Origin of the sequence: Bacillus sp. ES1-5 (genome assembly GCF_022487605.1) — a bacterium.
GTDB classification, from domain to species: Bacteria; Bacillota; Bacilli; order Bacillales; family Bacillaceae_G; genus Bacillus_A; species Bacillus_A wiedmannii.
Window position 1 is genome coordinate 175,291 of sequence record NZ_JAKVPU010000004.1, and the last position, 25,081, is coordinate 200,371.

General features: G+C 32.4%; 16 protein-coding genes and 10 pseudogenes. 11 read left to right on the plus strand and 15 right to left on the minus strand.

Features of this window, described 5'->3' with window-relative positions; genetic code table 11:
- Positions 1-13 precede the first annotated feature (13 nt).
- The 6 genes and pseudogenes from MKO96_RS15475 to MKO96_RS15500 all read left to right on the plus strand — a co-directional run bounded on the left by MKO96_RS15475 (position 14) and on the right by MKO96_RS15500 (position 6,672).
- Positions 14-922 (plus strand): hypothetical protein, encoded by a 909-nt coding sequence (locus tag MKO96_RS15475; protein ID WP_240587999.1) that lies wholly within the window; start codon positions 14-16, stop codon positions 920-922.
- Between the two features lie 32 nt (positions 923-954).
- A complete protein-coding gene (locus MKO96_RS15480; protein WP_240588000.1) occupies positions 955-1,497 on the plus strand; it encodes a hypothetical protein in 543 nt (180 codons plus the stop codon).
- A gap of 986 nt (positions 1,498-2,483) precedes the next feature.
- Complete coding sequence (locus MKO96_RS29510; protein WP_240588001.1) at positions 2,484-2,693, plus strand: hypothetical protein; 210 nt, start codon at positions 2,484-2,486, stop codon at positions 2,691-2,693.
- Between the two features lie 331 nt (positions 2,694-3,024).
- A pseudogene (locus MKO96_RS15490) lies at positions 3,025-4,162 on the plus strand (ribonuclease).
- A 328-nt stretch (positions 4,163-4,490) separates the two neighbouring features.
- Positions 4,491-5,483 (plus strand): hypothetical protein, encoded by a 993-nt coding sequence (locus tag MKO96_RS15495; RefSeq protein ID WP_240588002.1) that lies wholly within the window; start codon positions 4,491-4,493, stop codon positions 5,481-5,483.
- 355 nt (positions 5,484-5,838) lie between these two features.
- Entirely contained in the window at positions 5,839-6,672 is an 834-nt protein-coding gene (locus MKO96_RS15500) for a hypothetical protein (protein WP_240588003.1), read from the plus strand.
- A gap of 210 nt (positions 6,673-6,882) precedes the next feature.
- On the opposite strand, the gene xerS is transcribed toward MKO96_RS15500, so the two are convergent.
- From xerS to MKO96_RS15540, 8 genes and pseudogenes are all read right to left on the minus strand, one after another.
- Positions 6,883-7,956, minus strand: a complete 1,074-nt coding sequence (gene xerS / locus MKO96_RS15505; RefSeq protein ID WP_240588004.1) for a tyrosine recombinase XerS — start codon at positions 7,954-7,956, stop codon at positions 6,883-6,885.
- Positions 7,957-9,589: 1,633 nt separating this feature from the next.
- Positions 9,590-9,718, minus strand: a pseudogene (locus MKO96_RS15510) (dUTP diphosphatase); the annotation flags it as partial.
- A 113-nt stretch (positions 9,719-9,831) separates the two neighbouring features.
- A pseudogene (locus MKO96_RS15515) lies at positions 9,832-10,113 on the minus strand (hypothetical protein).
- A gap of 49 nt (positions 10,114-10,162) precedes the next feature.
- Positions 10,163-10,779 (minus strand): annotated as a pseudogene (locus MKO96_RS15520) (ATP-binding protein); the annotation flags it as partial.
- Positions 10,763-11,140, minus strand: a pseudogene (locus MKO96_RS15525) (DnaD domain-containing protein); the annotation flags it as partial. The pseudogenes MKO96_RS15525 and MKO96_RS15520, both read right to left, overlap by 17 nt.
- Positions 11,141-11,422: 282 nt before the next feature.
- Positions 11,423-11,650 (minus strand): annotated as a pseudogene (locus MKO96_RS15530) (IS6 family transposase); the annotation flags it as partial.
- Positions 11,651-11,658: 8 nt separating this feature from the next.
- The gene (locus MKO96_RS15535) at positions 11,659-12,153 is read right to left on the minus strand and encodes a hypothetical protein (protein ID WP_016090072.1); all 495 of its coding nucleotides are present in this window, start codon (positions 12,151-12,153) and stop codon (positions 11,659-11,661) included.
- Between the two features lie 53 nt (positions 12,154-12,206).
- Positions 12,207-12,581 carry a collagen-like protein gene (locus tag MKO96_RS15540; protein WP_240588005.1) on the minus strand — a complete coding sequence of 125 codons (375 nt, stop codon included), beginning with the start codon at positions 12,579-12,581 and terminating at the stop codon, positions 12,207-12,209.
- A gap of 486 nt (positions 12,582-13,067) precedes the next feature.
- Here MKO96_RS15540 and MKO96_RS15545 point away from each other — a divergent pair.
- Positions 13,068-14,427: pseudogene (locus tag MKO96_RS15545) on the plus strand (alpha/beta hydrolase family protein).
- A gap of 202 nt (positions 14,428-14,629) precedes the next feature.
- On the opposite strand, the gene MKO96_RS15550 reads toward MKO96_RS15545, so the two are convergent.
- The gene (locus MKO96_RS15550; RefSeq protein WP_240588006.1) at positions 14,630-15,682 is read right to left on the minus strand and encodes an amidase domain-containing protein; all 1,053 of its coding nucleotides are present in this window, start codon (positions 15,680-15,682) and stop codon (positions 14,630-14,632) included.
- 123 nt (positions 15,683-15,805) lie between these two features.
- Between MKO96_RS15550 and MKO96_RS15555 the strand changes: the two genes are divergently transcribed.
- Together MKO96_RS15555 and MKO96_RS29615 are read left to right on the plus strand one after the other, a co-directional pair.
- Positions 15,806-16,138: a hypothetical protein gene (locus tag MKO96_RS15555; protein WP_016136290.1), complete on the plus strand. Its 333-nt coding sequence runs from the start codon at positions 15,806-15,808 to the stop codon at positions 16,136-16,138.
- A 437-nt stretch (positions 16,139-16,575) separates the two neighbouring features.
- A pseudogene (locus MKO96_RS29615) lies at positions 16,576-16,812 on the plus strand (hypothetical protein); the annotation flags it as partial.
- 235 nt (positions 16,813-17,047) lie between these two features.
- On the opposite strand, the gene MKO96_RS15560 reads toward MKO96_RS29615, so the two are convergent.
- Complete coding sequence (locus MKO96_RS15560) at positions 17,048-17,473, minus strand: DUF4879 domain-containing protein (protein WP_240588007.1); 426 nt, start codon at positions 17,471-17,473, stop codon at positions 17,048-17,050.
- 679 nt (positions 17,474-18,152) lie between these two features.
- Between MKO96_RS15560 and MKO96_RS15565 the strand changes: the two genes are divergently transcribed.
- Positions 18,153-18,335 carry a hypothetical protein gene (locus MKO96_RS15565; RefSeq protein WP_016090064.1) on the plus strand — a complete coding sequence of 61 codons (183 nt, stop codon included), beginning with the start codon at positions 18,153-18,155 and terminating at the stop codon, positions 18,333-18,335.
- 132 nt (positions 18,336-18,467) lie between these two features.
- Positions 18,468-18,686 (plus strand): annotated as a pseudogene (locus MKO96_RS15570) (hypothetical protein); the annotation flags it as partial.
- A gap of 639 nt (positions 18,687-19,325) precedes the next feature.
- Here the strand turns inward: MKO96_RS15570 and MKO96_RS15575 are convergent.
- From MKO96_RS15575 to MKO96_RS15595, 5 genes and pseudogenes are all read right to left on the minus strand, one after another.
- Positions 19,326-20,762, minus strand: a complete 1,437-nt coding sequence (locus MKO96_RS15575) for an MBL fold metallo-hydrolase (protein ID WP_240588008.1) — start codon at positions 20,760-20,762, stop codon at positions 19,326-19,328.
- 66 nt (positions 20,763-20,828) lie between these two features.
- A complete protein-coding gene (locus MKO96_RS15580) occupies positions 20,829-22,028 on the minus strand; it encodes an FAD/NAD(P)-binding oxidoreductase (RefSeq protein WP_240588009.1) in 1,200 nt (399 codons plus the stop codon).
- Between the two features lie 641 nt (positions 22,029-22,669).
- Positions 22,670-22,995 (minus strand): annotated as a pseudogene (locus MKO96_RS15585) (GntR family transcriptional regulator).
- 275 nt (positions 22,996-23,270) lie between these two features.
- The gene (locus MKO96_RS15590; RefSeq protein WP_016135574.1) at positions 23,271-23,906 is read right to left on the minus strand and encodes an HXXEE domain-containing protein; all 636 of its coding nucleotides are present in this window, start codon (positions 23,904-23,906) and stop codon (positions 23,271-23,273) included.
- A gap of 17 nt (positions 23,907-23,923) precedes the next feature.
- A complete protein-coding gene (locus MKO96_RS15595) occupies positions 23,924-24,511 on the minus strand; it encodes a TetR/AcrR family transcriptional regulator (RefSeq protein ID WP_237982270.1) in 588 nt (195 codons plus the stop codon).
- Between the last annotated feature and the right edge of the window lie 570 nt (positions 24,512-25,081).

The following is a 25,081-nucleotide window of genomic DNA, read 5'->3' on the forward strand; positions in this document are numbered from 1 at the left end:
AGGAGGGAACCATTTGGATTTTGAGAGAATACCAGTAGTGTTAAAACGATATGATTTTAAGGCAAAAATGAAAGTTTGCCAAGACAATTCAAAGGAGCTCATGTCTATTAATGGTTTGATTCCTATTAGTGAATGGCCTGGCAAAGCATCCCCGTGGGATTTAGAGACATTTGCTTTGTTTTCTGTTATGACAATTGGTGAATATTCTGATCGTAGATTTGATGACCGAAAAGAAAGCAAACAGTTCGCAAAAATAATTAATGCAATCAAGAATTATCTCCCTCCAAAATTAGAAATTTCTCAAGATAACAACAAGTTTTTAGATAATTTTATAATTGTCACAGGGTTAAATCAATTTCAAGTCCAAGAAGATATAGGTATTAAAATTTATAGATATTCATATATCTTCAGTTTCGAGAATGAAAATGTGAATATGAAGAAACAATTCATTGAAAAATTCGGATGTAGTTTCGATGAATTTAAAAAATTTGGTTTTATTATTCATAGTCTTTTCTCAAGAGAAATTAATAAATATCTAACGCCAGATATCTATGATTACGTATTTAGAAAGCACAGTTATATAATTAAACATCTTCTTATTGATCGAGCAGATTATGTAGCTCTTCAAGAAAAGATAATACATGACACCACTCAATATACTTATGGCTTTAAATACTTTTATCAATTTCCTTTCATTTCTTACAAACAGGAGATTTTTCTGCCATTGCCTCACCTTATTATGCATTCTGTTACATCTTCCCTTTTGTTTAGATTAACAGAAGGGAAGAATAAACTTCGCGAGCTGTTTGGAAAAGAGGTTCTTGAAAGCTATATTTTACACTTATGTGGTTTATCCGAAGCGTTTGATGAGGTCATACCTGAATATTCATATAAACATAAAAAAATAATAAGCGTACACTAGATATAATGATTCGAAAAGGCGATAAATGTTTAATGTTAGATAGTAAAAGCATGAGTCCACGTGTTTCTTTAAGGAATCTAAATGATAAGGACGTAGAACATACAGTTAATCGGATGGTTGATGCTGTCATTCAAGTTTACGAGCATATCACTGAGCGTTTTCCAAACGAGTATTACCCATTCGATGTTAAGATAGATTACTTGAAAGAAAACATCTTTGGAGCTGTTATTTTTAACGAGGATAGTTATGTTCTAAGAGACCGCATAATGAATAGGGCTGCGGAAGAGCTGAAAATTATTCATGGCAGCGAGGAATATAAATATCTATGTTCTAATGTCAAATTGATGAGGTTGTATGAATTAGAAAGAATGATATTTCAACAAGAAGATTTACTTCAATTGCTAACGAATAATAGACAGAATGAGAGCAAGTGGTTTGATTATTCATTTATAAATGATCATGAAAAGCATGATAGGGGAGTAGTTAAAGAAATCTCACAAACAAGCGAGAATATGCAAAAGGTTTTAATAGAATTCATAGATGAATTAGTTAAAGAAGGTCTCATATCACGATGATAAGCAAAAAAGCCATAATTCCAGCCATTGGGAATTATGGCCCTTTTAATATGCACCAAGAAGACATAAGAGAAAAAATCAGTGACAAGATATTTGAATATAGAAGAGACTTGTCACTGTTATGTTCTCATTAAAAGTATTTTAATTAGGGAAAGTAAACCGCAAACCTGTTGCATGTTTATAGTGAATAATTCTGTAAATCTATAATTTTTTTGGTTAAGATTTTCTTGTTCCAATCAATACCTAAAAAAGTTTAGACTTTCTTGTCTTAATCGTTTGGAACTTCATGTCCTTGTTGTAAAAAGACATGAAAGTCTAAACTTTTTGAACATAGGACAAAAAACTCTAAACTACTTAACCAGTAATGTTCGAGGGCTTTTTTTCCAAAGTACGAAAGATAAGAACGCGAGCTTAAAGAATTTATTTCAGAAGAAGATAAGAACACATCTTGGCTATTTTCAAGACATGAAGAATTTATTAAAGAAATAAAAAGTATAAATGAATTAGTTGCTGTATCAAAACAAGCTTTTTAATGAACGGATTTATCTTCGTAACAAAATTAATATTAATATAATATGATTTTAAAATTAATGTAATGTTTTCTGCTTATTATTAAAGCAGGGGGTGTTAATATGACTGTAAGCATGTTTTTTGTTAAACTTATTTCTGAAATTGTAGCGTGTGCATGCGTAGTACCTGCTATTGATGGAATCTTTAATAAAATTGAAGAATATGTAGGCTAAAGCATCCATAGCGGTGCTTTTTGGTTATATAAGGTAATATCATATAGGAGTAGAAGCCATGCATATGATAAAAAAGAACAATTCCCGTAGGAGTCCTGATTGCTCATTGAAATATGACCCATATTTGCACCAGAACCGGTTAAAATATAGGTTGTTCAGTTGGAGAAAGGAACTTTATGGTATCACTTTAGCAAATTTATTTATATAATTATATTATATAAATAAATAGTTTTAGAAAGGTAAGTGAATATTATAATTAATTTCGAACCATTTAATCCAACAATAAATGACATAGCGATCAAACTTGCTATGGTACTGTTTATACCGTTATTCTTAGCATTGCTTATCAAAGTTATACTTATGAAATTTACGAGAGAATCGATTGCTGGCAGACTAGCATATCTATCTTGTCTATTTTTTATGTACTATGTATTTAAATTTGTTACAGAGTAGAAATATATCTTAGGATGTCATTTCTTTATTAATAACAGTTCTGTATATCTATAAAATTTTGGTTTATATTTTCTTGTCCAATCAAGTTCCAATAATGAAAGTTTATACTTTCTTGTCTAAATAGTTCCTAGTTTCATAGTGTAAAATGCTGAACTATTAACGGATACAGTTCATTTAGTACCTATTTTCTTGTCCACATATCAAGACAAGAAAATGGGTACTTTTTTAAATTAAGACACCAAAGTGGATACTTTTTAGAGATAGCAAAACAGGCAACTAAATTTGTTATAATTGATAAATATTACATTTGAATATTTGGAGGAATTGAATTTTGAACAAGAAATTATTAGCAGCTCTAACATGTAGTACTTTATTTATGGGGATGACAGCGTGTGAATCTAATGATACTGCTAGCACAGCGGAAAAGTCAAAGCAATACACAGAAAAAAGCTACAAAAGAAGAGGTATCGGTAAAAGAAATAAATACAACTATTAATGCTGGGTCCTATAAATATAGTCCTAATGGTTTAAATAATGAGCATTTCCTAATTTATGATAATGCAAAATTCGAAGATGATTTTGATGGACTTAAAGTATCTATAAACCAACTATCTTTAACAAATAAAGAAAAAGTTTTGGACGGAAATGATATTGGTTCTATTCGTATAGCCTTTACAATTGAGAACACCTCAAGTTCTACTTTTACTCTTAACTTTAATGACGTACATGGTACTACTGATCAGGGCGAACTAACTAATACATTTAATGCTGCCAAACCAGCTCGTTTACACCCTACTTTAAAAATTGACGATACAATGGATAATAAAGTTGTATTTAAAAACTACGGCACCCAAGATTTAGAATCAATAAACTGGATTGATTTTACTTTTGAAATCCAGAAACAAAGTCCAGAACTAACAATTGTAAAAACTCGAAAATATAAAATTCGATTCAATATAGATCAGCATTATACAGGGACTACAACTAAACAAGAACAGCCTCAATCTTCTTCAAATGCGGATGCTGTTACATACAAAAATGAAATTAAACCTAAAATTGATTCCATGATAAAAGAGTTTAATGATATATGGAATCAAGAAGTAAAATCAGTTTTCAATAAAGAGGATGAAACTCCAGCAACAGTAGATCAAAATACTTTACAAAAACAAATGGAGCTTGTATCAGCTAAATACAGAGAATTGTCAAAAGAGAATATTAACTTTAATGCCTCTGATAAAATAAATGATCCTGTTCTAAAAGACAAAATAAATAAATTTAGAGAAGAATTTGGTGCTGCGGCAAATTATAGAGAAAATGCAGCAAATGCTATATTGCAAGGAATACGAGGTGTAGCTCCAATGGAAGACAGAATGAAAGAAGCACGAAAATCCCGTCAACTTTCTGAACAAAAGTTTAGTAACGCTTCAACTAATTTAACTGAATTTGAAACAAAGTTAACTAGTAAATAGTATAAAAAAGAGAGCTATGCTTTCTTTTTTACTTTACAGTAAAACCTAATTAACTGTGAAGTTCAACTAAAATTTAATTTAATTCTACATAAGTAACAAAAGGCATTTATGAAGTATCTACTTTCATGCCTAAAAAGTATCCATTTTCATGTCCCTGTATAACAACAATAGGGGGGATATAACCTGCATCTTGTCAAGTGTTCGTTAAATTCACATTTAACGAACACTTGGAAGGTGATAATATTTATATATGTTATAATATATAATGATTTTTAAATTTGAAATCCCAATACTTTTACGACTATCTCATAATAAAGGAGCTACTTAAATGAATGTACATATTATAAAAAGAGATATTGAACAAGATATCACCATTAACCGTCAAAGAATTATTATCGCCAAGCAATATATTATGAGTCAAGAAGGAGTTATTGATACTGTGGCTTTACTTGACACATTTACAAAATCTCAGGGATATCCAGTGCCAAGTCAAGTAGTTATTCATGAGAGTATCTCCATTGAAGACCAAATAAAACAAGCCAGCGGTTACTTATCGTGGTATATGGCTTTCTCAACAGCTGCTTTAGAATTAATAAATTCTTGTTGTTTAATCCCAATAAGTCAACAAACTTACCCTATTGATAATTCTCTTCGAATTACATATACAACAGTTACTACAAACTCGGGCGGAGGTATGACAAGTGCATGGTCCTTTAATGATTATATGATTCCGATACCAATCAGAATTAGAAAGACACTTATTCCTCAAGAAGAACAGGTATTTACCCTTTTTGATACGGATTTATTCATATCTAACTTGGATATAGGAAATGCACATAATGATGTTGTAGAAGCTCTTCATGACACTATCAATTGTTTTAAAAGGGAATTATATCGCCCCTCTCTTACTATGCTAGGAAAAGCTGTAGAAGGTGCCTGGATTGAACTTGGTATTTCTCTAATTGATTATGCAATTTCTATTCAAAAAGATGTAGACAGAAATTCACAATTGAAAGAAAAATTAATGGGACCTGATAGTTTTGCTTTTAAAGTAGAAAAAGTAATTGATCTTTATACGAGTCACTATAGAGATTGGTTTAACCAAATACGAATAGAAACCAATATCCAACCTCCTTCACTAAGGTCTATTAAAGTTTGGACTGATATAGTAAGAGAATCTAGAAATGCAATTCACTTTGGAGCAACAGTTAATAGTGAAAATAATTATGAAAAAACGTCCATGCTACTTCTAGCATCGATAAGCCATTTTAAGACCCTATATTTCTTAAAACAGGCTGCTAACACACATACATCTAGTTGAATTAGATAACAAAATATATATATCGACTATTACTATTCGTTAAAAATGTATTTAACGTGAAGAATAGAAGAAAGTATTTTTCTATTCTTCATATATAATCAAATTTTCAAGCATGAAAGGATGCTAATTACTATGAATTCTAATTTTGTAGATATTGTTGGGTATCAATTTGAAAAAGTTCATACAGCTGCTATAAAATGGTTGTTAGATTCTAATAATACTTTGATTGAGCACAACGAAAAATTTAATGTGCTTCGCAATATATATTATGTGCAATATCTTCATCCCTTTCAAAAGTTCAGATATTAAGTCCATACAGTGTAAAACAGAAGTTTCTATCGGCAAAGGAAAACGAGTGGATTTTGTCGTTGAAATATTACTTAAAAGTGGAGACGAAAAATATATAGTAATTGAAATGAAGGTTGATACTATAGCGAATAAAGACCAACTTGAAGCAACCTATAATGGTTTTCACGGGAGAGAAAACGCTATATTTGTTCTTTTTCTATTTGGCTCTTCTCAAATATGTCAGATCCCTAAACATAGGCACTTTAATACTTTCCTTTTAAATGACATCGTATCTGTATTTAACAATTTTAATTGTAATCACTATATTTACACGGATTGGATAGAATCTTTGCAAAAAGAGCTAAAAAGAAGTCAAGCTATTAAGGATGTATTACCTACTTCAACTCATATTAAAAACAAGGATTACTGGCGAGAAAATGGATATCGAACTCATTTTACGGCATTTTATTACCTTTACAATCATCTAAAATCCAATTCAAAAAACGAAATTGACTGGAATATTTACAGTGGTAATAATAATCCGATTATGAATTGGGAACCAGGATGGCTAGATAAAACCATTTCTGATAAAAAAATAACATTCTATTGGGAATTTAATTATGAAGAGCTTATCTTAAAAGTTAAATTACCAATAGAAGAATATCTTTCAGGTCAAGAATTACAGCAATTAAAAACGAACATTATTTCAATAGTTTCTAATGTCCCCACGATTCAAGGAAATAGAGTTCGTATGCAACCAAATCCCAAAATATATAACTCTCTTTATAAATGGAAGTTCAATTTTTTAGAGGATAATTTTGAAAAGATAATGAAGGATACTGAATTTATTATCGAAAATATACATCCCCTATTAGAGACATCAAATTGGGAATTAAGGTAATATAATTCAGTATTATTCAATCCGTTCACAAGATATCAAACTGTTCGTTAAAAGTGTATTTAACGTAAACAATAATTTTAGGAATTTAAACTCTATATTTTTTACATAATAAATTTCGAAATTAAGTAAATTTGTCACAGTTTTTAAATCCTCTCCTCTTATCAAGAATAAATAATAAAAGTTCAGCAATTTTGCATTGCTGAACTTTTATTATTTATTCTTTCCTATTCTGCCTAAACTATCTTTAATAGTTGTTTCCCCAAGTTGAGTGTATAACAAAGCGGTATCTTGACTGGTATGTCCAAGTTGCTGCATCACTTGTAACGAGTCTTTCTCTTCCATATATAATTTATTTGCTAATGTATGTCTTAATTTATGAGGAGACATTCTTTTTCCATAAGCTTTAGTATATTTTTCTACTATATCTTGGATTGCCCTAACCGAAAGAGGCTGTGCGGTATGTTTATACTTCGATAAAAACACATTTTTTAATTCTTTCCCTGGAGCGTATTTGTTATCTCTAATTTCCATGAATTTTTCAAGATCATTTAATGCAATTGGAGTAATCCATACAGAGTCTTCTTTGTTTCCTTTTCGAATTACATCAATTAGCCTTTCTTTTAAGTTTATATCTTCCATACGAAGATCGGCCAATTCACTTACACGAATACCGCTACCAAGAAAAAGTGAGAGGATAGCTACATCCCGATCTTTATCCCTTAGGAAATAGAACAACTGATGTTTTGTTAAAGATTTTTCATGTTCGAACTTAATGTAATTCAAAAACTCTTGATCGTCATCATTATGGAATATTTTTGATCTCATACGTTTTGCACGAGCATTTAATGTTTCTTTATCTTTATGTATTTCAATTTTAGCCATTACATTTCTATAAAAATAGCATTCTCCATCTTCATTCTCTGATAGGGAGGTGAGGTACTTAAATAAAGACTTTAAGGCCGAAATTTTTCTGTTAACAGAGGAATTCTGCATGTTTTGCTGTAGTTTTAGAAATCTCATAAAGTTCTCAACATCTTTTTTCTTTAAATTCTCCAAATCAGAGAAGGATATGTCCTTAATAGGTTTAAATTCAATAATTTGTTCAGATAATAGCCAATTAAAGAAGACTCTAAAATCATATACATAATTCAGTAGGGTGGAGGGAGAGGCATCATGCAATTCTTTGTACTCCACAAATTCTTCTATGTAAAAGGGCATTTCATTTAAATTCTCGTATAATTTCTTACGATGTACGGATTTTTGACGTTGTTTACTGTAATCCATAAAAATCACCTCATATATACTATAACAGAAAAGATACTCGAACACAAGTTCGCATTAAATTCAATTTTTACACAAACTTATTTACATAATTAAATTATGAGATGCTAATAATACTCAATAGTGAATGGAATAATGTATTTACGCAAATAAAAGTTATAGATAATTAAGCGAGAAATTTGTATTTGACCATAAATATTAGTGCAAAACTACATATAAACGTATGTAAAATAAAACAAATTTGATATATAAATTTATACAAAAGATCAATACATGAATATAGTTTAAAAATTCTTTATAAAAATATAAATTGGTTTATATAATCATAATTATGAGGATTTAATTAGATCAACGTGAGAAAAATCTTATAAAGTAAAATGTAATTTACTATAAAAATTAGTTATGAGTTACTCAAAATTTAATAATTTCTATATAAAGTATGAATTATATAGGTACACACAAAAAGACTAAGATACATGCAACTAAGCTCGAAATCTCTAGATACTGTTATTATAGTTTCATTTAAACTCCTTATTGTTCGTAAAATTGGTATTTCGTGCGAAGTTGTGAAGTGTTTGTTTTTCCCCTTTTTTATAATTCTTTTATGTTCATCCAACAAAATGCATCCTGCACCTTTCATCAGTATGAATATCTTTTAGTTGCAGATTCTTTCACCTATACATTTTAATTTTGATTACATGGTTGCTTATTGGGTATAGCTAGCATATAAATACATGTTAAAAAAATTTCAATGCAATACGGGTAACTTTAACCACTTAAGACTAAATAGGTTGTGCTTTACCCAAAACTTAATTGTTTTTATATTGAAAGAGAATGTTTCTTATAATCCTGTAAAAAGTATTCTTTATTGTACTTTGTTTATGTGAACATACAGTGATTTTTAATTCTAATACAAATTTTAAAATATAACTTCGCAATTTCCCCTTCCGTCTCAATAAGATAAGAATTCTTTTCATTTTGAGACGGATTTTACTCCTTTTTTCAAGGTACGTGAAATTTTACCATCTCATTGTTGAATAAGGGAACGATGACTACAATACAGCCCCCACCACACTATTAGTTATTGTTCCGTTATCCATTCATTTCTTCTTCTTCTGCAATAGCAATTTTGTTCACTTTTTCGATACATTTATGAAACATTCATGTGTTATCTTCAGTAAGTCCTTTTAAAAACAGAAAGATTTATTATGTAAAAAAACCTAGTCCCCTCTAGGGTTTTTTACGTTCAAATAACGCTTTAGTTTAATAAAAACCAATTAACTATAATTTGAAGAATCGGAAACATTTACTCAATGTTTTTTCTGAATACTCATGCTATTATTTATGTGCTGGTGTTCACCATCCCAAGAACTCAGTAATTTCATCCACAGACTCAACTCTCACCCTTTTGAGAGTTGAGTTTTTATTTATATGATTATCCCCATCCCCTCTTCATATTTGTACAAAATTCAAATTTTGTTTTAATCCAATATTTCAATTACATGTAAAAGTTACGTAAAGATTGCTACGATTCAATCCTTCCACCCTAGAAACGTTATATAATGAAATCGCAAACATCAGGTTTGTACCTTTCTGTACGACATAACTCTTTGCTAGGAGAAATCCTAGCCTTTTTTTATTTCGTGCCTGTCGATCCTAAACCACCAACGCCACACTCACTAATCGATAGCTCACCCACCTCGACAAAAAAAGCTGTTTCTACTGGCGCTATAACGCCTTGTGCTATTCGAGTGCCTCTTTCGATATCCCGGTCATAGCGGTATACTCGTTCCTGAAGTCTTATTCTACTAATACCGTTTGATTGAGCCTTTTATAATGCTCGTCCAAGATAAAGAAGTTCATTGCCATTCCCCTTTCTTAATCCAGATCCATAATCTCCGCTAACGTCCTTGTACTTACCACCGTTTTTATAATTTGGATTCTTCCATGCTTTGCTATTGCATCGCTCTTTGCATCATCTTCACTTTCCGCCTCAAACCAATCTATTTTCTGTTTCTCATCCTAATCAAAGAAATGAACTTCGAACGTAGGCGTTATAGCGTTATGACAATTACTACATAGAAATTTTTCGGAAGTACTAGTTGCTGTATAGTCAAAACTTCCTATCACATCCTCAAATGAAAGTTGTCCGCTTTTCATGCTACGATTCCTGATTTCTCTTCCTGCTGCATACGATGAATTTCCATTAACCTTGCCTACCATCAAAAACATCGAATAGCACCCTATTAATGAAGTTTGTTGCTTTTGTATTGGCATCTAATGCACCTAATTCTGCTCCTAAATCATCTACTATTAATATCTCCGCTCTTACTAGGCTCCGAATAATTACATCCTCAGTTAATGTGATGTGGAATCTTTACTGAATGTACTTTTAATCTTCCGTAGTAATTCACCGACTATAACAAAGACAACTGACTTCCCTGCTCCTGCAAGTTGATCTGCAATAGCATAAGCAAGGTGTGTTTTCCCTGCACCGCAATTCCCGGCCATAATCGTGTTAAATACCTTCTCATTGAGATAATCTGTTGCGATAACCTTTGCAAGTTCAAGTTTCTTTTCTCCTTCCTCGCTAATAGGTTGGTAATTATCAGAGTTAGCTTTTTTAATATTGCTATCGGCAATCATACTTTGCTAGTGGAATAAGAACTTCTTCTCGTTCGCTTTATCCGCATCGTATTTCTCTTGTTCTTGTTGTTGAAGCTTCTTACTTTCGTTTTCAAGGAAGCATCGAGGGCATACAACTTGTCCACGGAACTTCATCTTATTCATGCCATGTGTATCACACACATCAGAATCCATAGTCATATTCACCTTTTTGGCTATATCGGTTGGTAGTGCTGCTGCCGCTCTCTGCATTGTTCTTCGCTCCTTTATTTCGTTGGTATTCAGCTTCTAATGCTTCCATATCATTTAAAGTCTTCACGTTTTTGTTAGCCCACTGTTTTAAGATGCCTTCAGCGTAATTCCATTTCGCTTGTTTCTTTAATGCACGTTCCATAGATGCTATAACAAGTTCTTCGCTTGTATCTTTAATCCACTGTTCTATGCTATCTGCCATGAATGGATTTAATATTCCGATGTTACTTTTGTAGAATGAGAAGGGATTCTTACTACTACTATTTTTTGTTAAATTAGTATTGTTAAGATTAGTATTGTTAGTGTTTCCCTCAGACACTACTGGTTCCCGTGAGACACTAGGGGTAGGTAGTACGTAATAGATATTTGATAAGTTATTTCCTTGTTCGTCTTTCCTGTTAACTTTCTGAATGTATCCTTTTTCTTCTAATGACTTGATGCATTAAACAATTTTCTTCCTTCCACAACTAACCTTTTCAGTTAAATTTCCATGTTATATATACTCATATAAATTCATTAATATGCAATATTACATATTAGGTTCCTGTATCTTCATGATATTAATATATTTTTGATACTTTTATCTTCATATTTAGAAAGGAATACTATTGTACGTTGAAAAGGCGGAGTCTCTTTGAAGACTTCGCCGTTGTTTATATAGGGCATGAATGGTCTCGGTACCTTTTATCGTACGTGAATTTTGAAATCCTGCAGATTTAGCAAAACGTCTCTTGACATGCCTATGATCCTGGTCAATAAGATAGCTGAAATTTTTGATTCTACAATGGATTGTAGTTTGATAAACCGAGAGACCCTTTAGAATAGAAATCACTTTTGACACAAAACAATGATTTTATATGGTGTAGTTTGAGCTGGTATACTCATTGTTGTAAAACTATAAATAGCTATTAAATTTCGATTTACAAGATTACCTGTAAAGAATTGACCATTTGTTAATAAAATTTGAGTAGAAGGAGAAATATTTAATTTTAATTTTCCATCGCTACTCTCCAACTGTTCATTAAAATAGTCTACTTTTACATTTTGATGCGGTGTATATTTTGCCATAACAATCGCTTGAAATTGTGGTGGGAAAATAAGAGGAGCAGGAGCGTTGGCATCGTAAAACCCAGTTACTTTATCTCCTACTACTACCGTTGCATAGTCGATAAAATACGTATTTGGTTTCACTACAAAATTTATTAGATTCCCATAACCATTATCTACGGACATTAATTTATTACATCCTATATCTTCGTTTGACCCTGTTACAAAATCGTTAATCATAGTTATTGTACCATCAAATAATTGGAATTTTTTCATTCAAATACCTCTTTTGTTTATATAATTAAACCCCTATCGTTACTCTATAATTTTTAAAAACATGTAAATGAAATAATCCTTCTCGTATCAATTCCAAAAATAGCCCAAAACCTACCGTTCCATCTAAAACCAGCAACAGACCTTGGTCCTACAAAAATTGGGAAATACCAAAATTGTTCACCATTACTAAGCCATATATAAGTATTTCGAAATAAACATAATGAAATTGCTCCGGGATCAACAGCAAATGGTGAAGCAGTTGATTGTTGAGGAATAAATGATGGGGGAGGAGATGTTGGAGCTTGTGAACTTTGCTGTCCTGGAAAACTTGGTACACCTGGAAAACCTGGAATCTGAGGACCAGAGAATTGACGATCGAAGTATTGATCATAATTTATATAAGGAAAATATATTGAATCATTATACATTTAAAAACCACCTCTTTATTTTTAAAACCTTCTAAATTATTAATATGTAATATTGTTCGTATAGGAAGCTTATTCGCTTCCTATACGAACAATATTTTAAACAGGAAAGTATACCTATACCCTTTTTTTTCGGTATGGGTAATGGAAATTCTAGTGTCATCTTTGCTACTACACACTGTTACCAATCAAACATACACAATGTAGAAATGAACCATAAAAATTTCTTCATCGTATGCCCCCTCTCTTCTTGTTTTTCTTCCTCTACATTATAAGGGGATTGGAATCATTGTTGGAAAAACGATCGATTTCTATGATTTAGCAACGATTTATGTATAAATCCATTGCTTAACTCCTCCACTCTTTCAAACGGGCTTTTTATGATATGTATGCAGGATTCCCCCTTACATGTAACGAAATCCCAATAGGGAAACATTCCACTAATTACCATACCCATTTCATACCATTACATTTTGGGAGTTAAACAGGATGAAAAAAAAGAAGTTACAAAAATCAGCACTTTCTTTTACCCTACTCTTTTCTTTAGGTGTTTCTTCTTTTCCGCTTACAACAGCTATTCATGGGGATACACAAGGGGCACAAACTGCAGAAAAGAAACAAGTCTCATTAACGGAGCGTACGTCTTTATTTTTTGCATATCTCCAACAAGGTAAATATGCAGAGGCACTCCAGTTGACGTCTGCAGCTTTTCAATCCAAATTTACGGCAAAGATATTACAAAGCTGGTGGACACAAAGTGGCGGGAGCAGAATTACAAGCATGGGAACACTTGTTATAAAAGAACGAAACTTAGTCCATCAAACGGTTGAAATTCCAGGAGCTATCGAAGGAACTACTATTCTACTACTCCTTAAATTCACGCCTGCCGGCAAAGTTGATGAGATTGGCGTAAGGAAGGCTCCAGAGAAATCTTATACCATCCCGCATCCTAGCTATGACCAACCTGATTCCTACCAAGAACGAGAAATCGTCATTGGAAATGCTACATACCCGTTACCAGCCACATTAACGGTTCCAAAACATAAACCTGGCGAAAAAGTACCTGTTGTTGTTCTTGTTCACGGTTCTGGTCCGCAAGGTCGTGACAGTACATTTATGGGAGCTAAAATCTTTAAAGACCTTGCAGCTGGTCTTTCATCCATCGGTATCGCAGTGTTACGTTCCTTAGAACACGGTTTTAAAATGAGTACAGAACCTGTAACGTTAGACCGAGATACTACAGATGATGCCATATATGCAGCAAAATCAGCAGCGCAGCAGGAAGGCATTGACCCAGATTCTCGGACATAGCCAAGGTGCCGGCACCATGCCTCGCATACTAAGCAAAGCACCTTCATCACTTGTAAAAGGAAGTATTTTAATGGCACCACCTGCACGTCCGTTTACTGACATGCTCCTTGATCAGTATCAGTACCTCGGAGCACCTAAGGAATATATTGATGAAATAAAAAAACAATTCGCTTACATTGAGGCCCCTACTTTTGATCCAAATCACCCACCAGCTGGTTATAATTATCTTTCTCCACATTTCATGTATGATGTAACTCGTTGGCGTCCAGTTGAGGAAGCGAAATCACGAAAAGAGCCATTACTGATTCTGCAAGGCGCACGTGATTATCAAGTAACAGTAAAAGACGAGTTTACGAAATGGCAAGAAGGGCTTTCAAGCCGCAGTAATGTTCATTTCAAAGAATATCCGAAATTGAATCACTTCTTCACGGAGGGCGACGGGGAATTAAGTCACCCTAGTGAACACGAAGTCCCTTCCAATGTTCCTGCGTATATCATCAAGGACATCGCTACATGGGTCAATGAGACAAAGAAATAAGAAAACAACAAAAGCCATCATGCAATCATCATTGCGTGATGGCTTTTTTAATATAAATGATTCCATACACGTGATACTGACATATCTATTACTCTCTTTATTGTTTCAAAAGAGCAAATAAGATGCCACCTCTTTTGAGAGAAATAGCATCTTTTTTTAATATGAGATTAAATTATTGATTGTAATAACTATTGTTCACACATTATGAACGAGTAAATTGAAGAATTAACAGCTTAGACTCTTTCACTTTAGGATCAGAGTCTAAAATATATCCAATTTCATCATTTTTTCGGTCGGAAGTATGCTGACTAATTTGGAAACTGCCTGGTGATTTTTTTGTAACCATTAAACTATGCCATTTACGGCCAGTCACATCACTTCGATATTGAATAACGTCCCCAACATTCGCATTCCCTTCTAATGCTTTTGGGCTATAAGTCTCATAGGTTGGTACTCTAGAAGACCAGTAAGTATAAAAGTTTTCAACTACAGTCCAAGTATGTGAAGCTTTATGTACTACACGATTTCCATTCGCATTCGGCATAAATACACTGTACCAATATGTATTACCTGGTAATAAATCAGGAGATGTGAATGAAATGTTACTTGCCTTATTCATACCTTTACCACCCGCATTAACAGCTTGTGAAACGAAATTCGTACAATCTCCACCGCCACCCGTAATTCCAAGGCTATAATCGCCAAAGCTAGGATTCCGTCCCTTTGCCCATTTTACTGCATAACTAGCAGCTGCACTTCCACTATATCCTGAACTTGCTGCAGCCATTTTTGGTGCTCGTTGCATTTGTTCGATTTTTGCAGATGCTTCTTTTGCTTGTACTTCTTCTTTAATTTGTCCAATTGTTTTCTGCGCCACAGGTTTCATGCTAAATTCTTTCGGACTAGACTTAGCCTGTAAAGAATTCGTTTTTGACGTATCTGTAGTAGTCGGCGCATTTAAGGATTTTTCATGTATATATTCTGCTGCATATCCTAAAATTTGCTTATATTGAGGATGTTTCTCCAATTCTTTATCCTCTTGATACATTAATTGATTAAATAGATAAGCATAAAACTCTTCACTGTTCACTTTAAACGTAAGATTGTGCACTTTTAAATATTCGAATAAAACGCTTTCAATTTCACCTAACGTATAATCTTCTACTTTTTTCTCTTCTGCGCTTGCAACAGACATTTGGCTGCATAACAAACCAAGTGATAATGTAGCACCAACTAAATTCTTTCTTAATTCCATAAAATTTCCCTACTTTCTGAATATTTATATAACTCCCATTTATGATATAATGATTCCAGGTGGAAGTAAAGAGTTATTTTCCTAAAATTTTATAAAACAGGAAATAAAAGGAGATGAAGCTTAGTGAAATGGAAGGTACCTTTGACAATACTAGTCGTAGTTATTATTGGAATTATCATTTATTATAATCGGACTGTTGAATCAAAAATACAGGGATTTCCTGTACCTGCTCGTGCAGAATATGTGTATCAAGAAGAGCATAAGGATTATGAATACAATGGAACATGCTTTTCAAACGGTTTACCTTTTGATTATCAGTTAGGAATATGGTTTGCCGGATGGAAAACACAGAAAGCAGACGGCGCAATGATTACATATAAAAAGGATGATAGAGTTGTAGTTTTAGTACTAGGCGGAAATGCCATTTATATTTACGAAGAAGGAAAAACTCAATAGGATAGGTTTCTGAATATACGTAATTTTTGTTCAGTTACTATCAGTTTATCCAATGTAATATCCTATAAAATAAATAAAAAGCCGTTCTTTCTTAAAAATCATAGAAAGAATGGATTTTTTGTATGTCTACGTTTTGTATTTATTTGACTAAATTATTTTCTACATAAGAATAAATAATATACATATTGATTAGAATCAATAAATCACAGCTAATTGAACTCCCCCCTTTCGTTTAAAACATTCTACCTGAACTTGATAAATTAAAGAAAGTTTACCTAGAAACTGACTTGTAAATCCTCAAAAAACACCATAAAATGAAGAGATGACTGATGGATAATTTATATACATATATAATTAAATAGGATCAGGATACTTCTATAAGAGATGGAAATATAGATACTAAATTATAGAGTGAAAAGGAAAGAGGTGGAATTTATTTGTACAGAAACTTGTTGAATTTTTCATTATATTGTATTCTAAGTCTTTTTATATATTTAACAACTTATTTCATAGCTATAAAACCTGCTATTATTACTGCAACGTCTATAGATTATAATAGGCTGCAATTTTTGGGGCTGTTACTTCTACTCATATTATTTTCTATGACATATGGTTTAATAATAAAAAAAATAATTCGTTATAATTCTAGATCTTCCCATTCTATTGCAAATGAAGTATGTTAAGTATGTAAATACAAGTTCATTTACTCAAATTATTATTCTTCTAACTTGTAAAACTATTAATACAAGAAAATCAGAATACGATTTAGACAAATATATTGCACAAGTAAGCATTTATGGCGAACTTAGGAGTCCTCCCAATTCAGGACGACTCCTATATTTTTTATAACTGAATTCAATTTTATTAACTGAATTTTGTATGTTAAATCCCTATTACTATTCAAAGTACTTATTTGATATAGATTGAAGTTCGCATCGTATTAAATGGAGCGTTAATAGATGTTTTTTGATATTCAAATGTTCCTTGCTGATGCCCAGAAGCATCCCACTTATAATACCAGCCAACAATTGGTTTTCCACCAATTATAGTAGAGCCAATACTTTTCACATTAGAACCATTCATTTTCGCAAATGGGTTTTGGCCATATCCCATTTCCTTCGTAGTAATATATAAATATTTTCCCCCGTGATCACGTGTTGTGCTAAAACTGTTTGGATTAATCATTTCTACTCCGCCCTGCTCAGACTCTACTTGTACGACATTTAGTGAAGTAAGTGGTGCTGCAGGTCCAGCAGAAGCTTCTGTTGCCATTCCAAATCCGACAAACGCAGTTACAGCTAACGATGAAATACCAAGTGCTGCTTTTTTAAACATAAAAACATCCCCTTCCATCTATTCTTTTCTCTTTCATTGCCAATATAATTCTATTACTTCTATAAGTATATAGTTTGAAACTATAGAAATATTAGTGGGAATATTCTATCTTATGTTTCTGCAGTTATATGATCTATTCAGATACACTTCTAACCTATGAACCTAGTTGGTTTTTGTTTTGATTCATCCGTCCATGCCTTAGTATGACCATTATCACTAGAGGCATACCACAGGATGAAGAAAGAAACGAGAGAAAAAATTTTTTGGATGTATTGGATCAGAAAAGGATTGATGATGCAAGATTGCATTTTTTATTTAGATATATTGATGTACAATTAAATAGAACTGCTTAACATTTTTCGTTAAAGATAGTCTTTAAACCTCTAACTACCTAGTGAACTCAAGTAAACGCATCTTAAGTCATTTTAAGAGGTATAAAAAAAACCTTATTTGCTATAAGGTTTTTTTATACTTGGGGTACCGTTACACATCCATCAACTTAAGAATTTTATAACACCCTAAAACGAGGAAATTGACATCTTCATGTGAAAATGTACAATTCCCTCGTTTTGGGGGTATTTGTATTTCTTAGCTTGAGCTCAATGTGGTGCTACCCAAAAATCACATAACATATCGTTTCATTTTGATGTTAAAATATAAAAAGAGGAGGTGTAAAATCATGAATAAACTTTTAGGTTTCTTGTTTGTTGCGGCTGGCATATGCTTTCTCATGTTAACTTTGACAATGAAAGTTCAGAATACTGCATGGGCTGTAATGTTAGGAGTCAGCATTGTATCTAATATAGCAGGGACAACCTTATTGTTCAGATACATTAGTGAGTATAAGAAACAAGCATTTTGATTGTTTTTGCATTGTTGAAAAAAACAAACTTCTCTCCGAAGGGAGAGGAGTTTGCTCTACTATTAAAAATTAGCTTCCTATAACGAATTTTATGTAAATAATCCGTCCATATGATGATGGGTGGCCTATTGTGTATTCGTTAAAACTTATGTCTTAATGAGACACGATGTAGGAATTATGAGAGAGAAACGGCTTAAAAATAAGATTTATATTAGACCTTGTTTACGTATTCATGGATCTACAGACACATTGGAACACTTAAAATATCCTGTAGCATCAGAAACGTTGTATTCGTTTGATTTAGGTTTTCATGACGCTGAAGAATTTGAAGAGACCCACCAACGGGAATAGGTGGGTCATTAGGGTACTACTATCTCATTGCACAAAAGGGACTTTGTATTAACATAATAGCATATTCTTAAACTTCTTATATTGAGAAAAAAGAAAAGACACCCTAAGGTGCCTTCCTCCGACTTGAACCACTTTAATTTTAACAATATGTATTGGACTCCCATCCAAATATTATTTTACCACGTTAAGTAATGTTGTGCATTGAGAAATACGGTACATCTCTTTATTTAAACTCAAAAAGCCCTAGGGGGACTAGGACTTTTTGACAGAATGAAAATGATACAAAAAAGGACTTTTATAACGTAACATATGAATGTTTCATAAATGTATCATAAAAGTGAACAAATTCTATATTTTATTAGAATTTATTTTATTTGATTCTTTTCCCTCAACCATCTTGCCTAGTTTATCTGGCCATGTTAATCCGGGAGCTTTTATCATAGCTTTAATAATATTAATGTCTGGCGCTCCATTATATAGCATACTATCAATCGTTTTACCGTCTCTTCTTAGTTCACACTAACCCACTTTGCTTCTGATGTAGTATCTTCAGCTTTTGTGTAATAAAATGGACAAGATTTTCTTCGCCTTGGGCATAAAGTGTATTATAACCCTTTTAAATTAATATGAGTCTATTCCCTACACATTGAGATTAGAAGTTGCGTAAGGAAGCTTTTCTTTTTTCCAAGCCAGAAATCCTCCCTTTAAATTCACTACTTCTTTTATACCAGCTCTTTGTAAAATACTAGCTGCTATAGCGGAACGCAATCCGGTTCGACATTGTAAAACTAATGGGCAATCTTTTGGTATGCAATCTAGCTGCTTAAATAGATTTCCTAGGGGGATATGTATTGCATCATGAAGATGTCCTTCCTCCCACTCTTTTTTACTACGTACATCGATAACCTTAACACTACCATCCTTTATATGCGGATGTAATTCAATCGATGTTTTTTCTTTATAACTTTCAAATCTATCAAGTCTTTGTATTACTTGTAAGGGTGCAAAAGCAAGAATATTATCTAGCCCAATAGATTCAAAGTCTCTAATAACCTCCTCCACTTTAAACTTTTTCTCATCTAGAATGATTAAAGTTTCTGTTTTATAATCTAGTAACCATCCACACCAAGTTGTGAATGAATTGTTATACGGTATGTTAATTGATTTCTCCATGTGACCAGAAGCAAAACTTTCTACATCCCTTATATCAACTATTTGCTGAACGCTCCTTATAACTTCTTGAAGTTCTTCTACTGTATTAATAGTAAAAACTTCTCTCTTATTACGAATTGGAGGACCGTACTTATTTAAATTCTTCATTAATGAAAAATACTTTGGAGGCTCTGGCTGTCCCGTCAATAAAGTCGATACAAAATCACTTTCTTCATTACACTGAAATGCCCAATTAAACATCTTTTCATAACCTAATGTAGAAGTGGGAATTGCTCCTAATGCTTTTCCACATGCGCTTCCTGCACCATGTGATGGCCATATCTGCAAATAGTCAGGAAGTATTTTTATTTTTTGTATAGAATTAAATAATTGTTTCGCTCCTATTTTTGCAGTATCTTTCATACCTACAGCGGTTTCTAATAAGTCCGGCCTTCCTATATCTCCTACAAAAATAAAATCACCTGTGAATACTCCTATCGGCTTATCATTCGTATAATTATTTTGACTTGTATCAGTTACTAAAAAAGAAATACTTTCAGGCGTATGCCCTGGCGTGTGCATTACATTAAATTTTATATGACCTACTTTAAACTCTGAGCCCTCTCTAACTAATTTGTATCGGCCTTCGTTAAGATATTGATATTTCCAATCACAATCTCCTTCATCAGATACATATAAATTGGCATGATAAAGAGTAGAAAGTTCTCTAGACCCAGAAAGAAAATCTGCATGAATGTGTGTTTCAGCCGCAGCTATTACTTCCATCCCCTCTTTCTTAGCAAATTCTATATATTGTTCTATATAGCGACTCGGATCGATTACAATTGCTACGCCTTCCTTCTGACAACCAACTAAATAAGAAGCATGTGCTAATTTTTCATCATAAAAATATTTTAAAAGCATAGCTATTCCCTCCAAATAGTTATTTCAAATTACTTTTCAATTTTTATAACCGCATTCTATCTTCCCTTATAGGAGCCCTTTCAACATAAAATTCCAATACATATACGGCAACATATATCTTTTAAGTAAAAACATACTATACCGTTCTTTCGCTTGATTAAACGGAAACGTTTCTTGAGGTTCATGATCATAGTTAAATTCAGCGAGTATTAGACTTTTATACCCTGTAACAATTGGACAGGATGTATATCCATCATATTTAGCGTGCAAGTCTCTTCCGTTTAGTACGTCCATAATATTTTGTTTTAAGACGGGTATTTGTTTTCGAATTGCCGCTCCAGTTTTAGAGGTTGGTAAATTGGTACAATCTCCAAGTCCGAAAATATTCTTATATTGTACATGCTGCAAAGTATAAGGGCTTATATCTACCCATCCCTGAGAATCACTTATCTCACTCTCTTTAATAAAACTAGGTGGCCCCATTGGTGGAACAACATGGATCATACTATACGGTACTGTTTCTCTTTTCAGTGTTTGCGTATCTTCAAAAATTGCCTCTTTCTTCTCAGCGATAATTTCTACTAAGTTTTTATGATAATTTGTTATAATTTGCTTTCTTCCAAGTACTTGTTCTAATGTATTAGCATATCGCGGAACCTGAAATATGTTAGCGTTCGCGGTATAAAACATTACTTCACTTTTGTTTCTTACACCGCTATTAGAAAAATACTCTTCTGCTAAATACATAATCTTTTGTGGAGCACCACCGCATTTAATAGGAGTATTGGGGTGGGTAAACACCGCATTTCCTCCTTTAAATTTTTCAATTTCTTTCCAAGTAGAATCAACATATTTATAAGAGTAATTGCTACAAACCCCATTAGTCCCAATAGACTCCTTTAAGCCTTTAATACCGTCCCAATTTATTTGTATACCAGCTGCTACAATAAGAATTTCATACTCAAGCAGCAGTCCATCATCTAAAAGTAGCTTATTTTCATCCGGAAACAACTTAACAACACTTTTAGGTATCCACGTTGCTCCTTTTGGAATAAGTAATTCTTGATCACGCATCGTACTTTCCTTTGAAACAATTCCTCCCCCCACTAAACTCCATATTGGTTGGAAATAATGTTTTTTTGATGGATCAATAATTGCAATACTGTCTTTCAATAGGGGTACATTTCGTAACAAATGTGCTGTAGAAGATATTCCAGCAGTCCCAGCACCAATTACAACAATTTTATAACTTTCTCTGGTCTTCATTATCCTCTTCCTATCTAAAATTGATTTTAAAATAACTAATTAGTAGCCATATTTTCATCGTAGTAACATTATTATAAGTTAAAAACACCATGTATTTATTTGATTAAAATGAAAATTTCGTTAATTTTACCATCAATATTACTTTATGCGTAAATCCCCTTTGCTACTTCCATCTTTTATATTTTTCAATACTAGTCTTTACCCCATCTGGTTTTTATTACAGTTTCTCTCTACGCTCAAAGCTATCCTTAAAAACCCATGTGATTTTATATGTAAAAAAGCCCCTTTTTTATCTAAAGGAGGCTAAGGATTATTCTTATTAAGCTAATACTTTGAGGTATCCCTAAAACAAAAATTATATATATCTACAACCATTATTTATGAGAATTCAGGTCATTTTTTTCTTTTTGAGGAACAATGGATTTCTTAAGTTGATGGGCATGTGGCTGTCCCCTATTCAGAATGTAATGCTAATGTGTTATATTTGTTTGAGCGCATTTTTTCATTTTTAGGGAGAACTTTGTTTTATTAGTTTGATAGCGATTGAGTAGCACCACAGCGTTTAAGAGCACATCTGTATAACAGTTACTCATTAGGTATTCTATATTTCTGCTAAACAAGACCCCTGAAAATCAGTGCGTTTATAAATAATTAGCCTTACTCTCTCGAACGATTGTACTGAACTTTTCACGTATTGGATCACTTGGTTCATCTACTTGTTGCTTTTTTGTTTTTTGGCAACAAAGGAGCCTTTCCCCACTATAGAGTAGATGTAACCTGCTTTTTCAAGTTCTTCGTATGCTCTTTTTGAAGTAATAACACATACCTTCAAGTCTCTAGCTAATGAACGCATGGAAGGTAATGCATCATCTTCTTTCAATGTCCCATTTGATACTTGTAATATAATTTGGTCAATGATTTGTTGATAAATAGGAGACTTAGACTTATTAGATAGTAAGATTCTCATGATTCAACTCCTTGCGTCTTATATGCTTATGAACACATAATACACACTATGCACAATATATACATTTTGAACAATGTTAATTTTTCATATAGAATACCATCATATTAAGAAAAAAACGTTATCCTTTCCTATGATTTCTCAGAAAAAATAACATCTTTTTTATTTTAGGGGGTATTTTGTCTAGTTAAAATCTCCTTCAAAAAAAGAAAGGCGCCTACGTACCTTTCTTTTTTTAATCACTTGTACTCTCTTCAGCACCCAAAATCCCTTCTGAATCACTTAAATGCATCATTGTACGGACCTAATTGCTTTTTTGAAAAGTAATGAATTGTCTCCTTACTTTTCAGTAACATATTTCCTTTTATAATTAAAAAATAGGTAGCTACTAGAAAATAGATTAAACCTAATATCCAATCCAAATTTGTAGCTAAATTGTGTAAAAGAACATATCTCATATATGCATAACCAATCGGAACATGTAGTAATACAACCGCACCTAATCCTGGGTTGTATATTGTTTTTGCTTTTATATTCGCAAAAATACCATGCCATATGAATTGAAAAAATCCCATTAAAATAGGTGCCAATCCAAGCCATATAATATTTGGCAAGAAAACCGGAAGTAAATAAAAAACATACGCAATCAAAATATTTATTACCATAGCAGATTGCGTATTTAATGGATAACGATCTGGTATATCACTTTTAAATATAACTACATTAAACAGACCAGCGAAATAACCTGGCCAACGATACTCTTCAAATTGATGCACTAAAATGGCTACAAAACTTAACGCTAACAGTACTTTTATTTCACTCATTTCTCCAAAATTTGCGACTAAACAACCTACGACAGCAATAGCCATTACTAAGCCTACATCACACCAGTGTTTTCTAAAAAAACTAATCATCTCTACCACCCACTATCTCAATTTTTATAAAAATAGCGTTCAAATAGGAAATCAATTTGTTTTTCTACAGGCAGTATTTTTATATCTGCTCCTGATTCAAGAATTGGCATCATTAATGCTGGAAGAAAAACGGATCCGAATATTTGCACTGTCATCATCATTAAAATTTCCTGATCCGTTTCATTTGTTATTTCACTCAAAGTATTCTTCACTTTACTAAAACCAAGACTCTTCAAAAAATCTCCATATTCGTATTGAGATGTAAATACCGTAGTTCCCATTGCAATAATTTTCCTAACTAACTCAGGGTATTGCCGAATTACTAGTACATAATCAAGTAAAAATATTTTTAATCTTTCTTTCGCTGGCACTTTAATATCATCTAAAATAGAAAAAGTGCCTTGAAAGCTAATTAATAGGACTTTAATTGTTTCGCTAATCAACTTCTCCTTTGAGCCAAAATGGTAATTTACAAGCGCGATATTTGTATCTGACAATGCTGCAATTTTTCTTATTGTTACACTTTCGAATCCTTCGTCTTTAATTAACTCCAATGTTGTATTTAAAATCTTTTCTTTCGTTGATATGTTTTCATTTCCCCTCAACTTATCTCCTCCTCTAAAATTTATCAATTAAACAACGTTTTAAACATCGTTTAATTTTATGGTATCACCTTCAATTTTTAATATCAATTTAATCTTTTCGACATTTCCGATTACCTATTCTTTTTTTATCTTTGTTATTAAAGTTTTTACATACATTTAAGAACGTCTTTGTTGTTTTCCAGTCACTCAATAATGTGAGCGGTCGGTAATTTTAATAATTGAGCGGTTGTGTAAAAATTTTATAAATTAACTTTTTTTCTTTTCTAGGAAAAAAGATGAACACAATTTTTTATGCATCCTATTTGTTGGTAACTAATGTATTACTGTGTCCTAGTTTTATTTAACTGGAATTGAATCCCCTTGTTATAGATTTTTATTTTATTATTATTAATTACGGTACATGAAATTATTAATAATTAAATAAAAAAAGCTCCCCTGAAAGGAGCTCCTTACAATACAAAACACTTAAGAAATTCTGCTAATAACAGCTCTACTTTTGATTTAGAGTATGGTTATAACTCATCCACCCCTGTTTGTTACGATAAATCATTGGTCGAAGACTATTCTTTT

Bases quoted from the DNA above. Each gene is read 5' to 3' on its own strand.
- MKO96_RS15480 (WP_240588000.1), top strand. From the start codon at position 955: ATGTTAGATAGTAAAAGCATGAGTCCACGTGTTTCTTTAAGGAATCTA.
- MKO96_RS15495 (WP_240588002.1), top strand. From the start codon at position 4,491: ATGAATGTACATATTATAAAAAGAGATATTGAACAAGATATCACCATT.
- xerS (WP_240588004.1), bottom strand. From the start codon at position 7,956: ATGGATTACAGTAAACAACGTCAAAAATCCGTACATCGTAAGAAATTA.
- MKO96_RS15535 (WP_016090072.1), bottom strand. From the start codon at position 12,153: ATGAAAAAATTCCAATTATTTGATGGTACAATAACTATGATTAACGAT.
- MKO96_RS15540 (WP_240588005.1), bottom strand. From the start codon at position 12,581: ATGTATAATGATTCAATATATTTTCCTTATATAAATTATGATCAATAC.
- MKO96_RS15550 (WP_240588006.1), bottom strand. From the start codon at position 15,682: ATGGAATTAAGAAAGAATTTAGTTGGTGCTACATTATCACTTGGTTTG.
- MKO96_RS15560 (WP_240588007.1), bottom strand. From the start codon at position 17,473: ATGTTTAAAAAAGCAGCACTTGGTATTTCATCGTTAGCTGTAACTGCG.
- MKO96_RS15565 (WP_016090064.1), top strand. From the start codon at position 18,153: ATGAATAAACTTTTAGGTTTCTTGTTTGTTGCGGCTGGCATATGCTTT.
- MKO96_RS15575 (WP_240588008.1), bottom strand. From the start codon at position 20,762: ATGCTTTTAAAATATTTTTATGATGAAAAATTAGCACATGCTTCTTAT.
- MKO96_RS15580 (WP_240588009.1), bottom strand. From the start codon at position 22,028: ATGAAGACCAGAGAAAGTTATAAAATTGTTGTAATTGGTGCTGGGACT.
- MKO96_RS15590 (WP_016135574.1), bottom strand. From the start codon at position 23,906: ATGATTAGTTTTTTTAGAAAACACTGGTGTGATGTAGGCTTAGTAATG.